1 protein-coding gene is annotated in these 1,607 nt (G+C 41.2%); it reads right to left on the bottom strand.

What is annotated here, in order from left to right:
• Nucleotides 1–1,592 (bottom strand): ATP-binding protein (locus ACFVFS_RS40745; RefSeq protein ID WP_380630168.1); only part of this gene is annotated, 1,592 nt, incomplete at its 3' end.
• Between the last annotated feature and the right edge of the window lie 15 nt (nucleotides 1,593–1,607).

Raw genomic sequence — 1,607 nt, 5'->3', positions numbered from 1 at the left:
ACAAGATATAGCTGATTTTTAAAGGAACGTCCTACACGCTTCATATCCTTAACTAATCGCTTACCGCCGCGGGCTTTAGTCAACGTCCAAGCTTCATCGAAAATGATTGCTGTCGGATCATCATGACTGCGGCGACCAAATTTTTCACAGAATTTTGCAAGGCCAATCATAATGCTAAGGCTTTTCCTGTCGCTGTCACTGTAATAACGTGGGTCATCATCTTCATTCGGTAAGTCTAAACCGGCAATTTCTAAAATAGTTACTTTGCGATTCAAGTTAATGGCATCAGCATCCCCATAGCTGAAAACTAATTGAAGAATGCTATTCTGAACCATTTGGACAAGAAGCTCGCCTGCACTCTTAATTGTTGGGTCCTCACTATTCGCTAGATGATCTACAACATGCATAAGCCCAACGGTTTCTCCCTTTGCTTTTCGCTCAATAACCGCATCTAAAGTTTTCAGAACTTCGGTTTTTACAGCATCTTTCCCATGCAAATCATAAATTTGCTCAATGATGTTTTGAGCAGTCTCTTTCGCTTCAAATCCATCAAGGAAGATAATTGGGTCTAAAACGCCAAAATTCTTTTTATCAGAGGCATCAAGCGTGACGTAGTGGAATGAGCGAATCAATTCTACAAACATCGGATACTTAACCCGTACATCTGGATCACTAATCGCTTTCGTAAACCACTTTCGTACCTCCACCTTTGGGTCAGTCATTAATACCTGACAATCCAAGAAAGAGAGATATAGCAGGATCATTTTCACTAAAAAGGACTTACCTTTTCCAGTTGCTCCTGTAATATTTACATGTGGGCTGTCGGTAGAAGCACCGGCGATTCCCTCATTAGCCATAAACGGATGGTAAAGCACAATATCTCGACTGCTGGCTATAGATTGGTCGATCGGGACTTTTTCTGTAAATTTGTCTACTCTTCCGAAATAAAACCCCACATTCGAACCAAGCCGGCTTGATACGGCAAAAAGATTTTCTGCAAAGCCTTCATGTGTTGTTGACTGCACCCAGTTTTTTTCGAATTGCATCGGTGCACCATGCAAAAATTTATAGAAAAGCTGCAACTGATCGGCGATAGGACGCACACAATAGATTTGTGAATGCTTCATGATCCTAATGACTTCGCTTGCTCTGTGCTTACATTCCTTTTTAGTCTTTCCGCTGACAACAAAAGTCGCTACCCACTTCAAATATGGTGAATTGTGATTACGGATTTTATTGTTTAAATCGGTAAGCAATTCACGGCCAGATAGGAGCCTGTCATCTATTTCTTCAACCTCGCTCATATCCCGCTGCGTTTGCTTGAAACGTTGTTTTGTTAAAGCAATTTTGTTCAATGTTGATTCTTTTGACTGGTATTGCGCTTTTATGTGCAGCTCTACGGGGAAATTTAAATTTTGCGCCTTTTGAAAAATGTGGGAGTATTCCATGTCCTCGGGAAAGTCATCGACTACGACAAAACTTGTATAGCATTCCCCTTCAGTTGTCTGAAGCTTTAGAAACCCGGGTTCCGTTGGATCAATGATAGCGTCGGTTATATTGGTTTGACCGCGCTTTTTTTGTTCTTCAACCACACTATGGTGTATATC

Source organism: Kitasatospora sp. NPDC057692 (genome assembly GCF_042799475.1).
Classification (GTDB): domain Bacteria; phylum Actinomycetota; class Actinomycetes; order Streptomycetales; family Streptomycetaceae; genus Kitasatospora.
The sequence above is the reverse complement of the archived record's forward strand: the minus strand, read 5'-3'. Positions and strand labels throughout refer to the sequence as shown.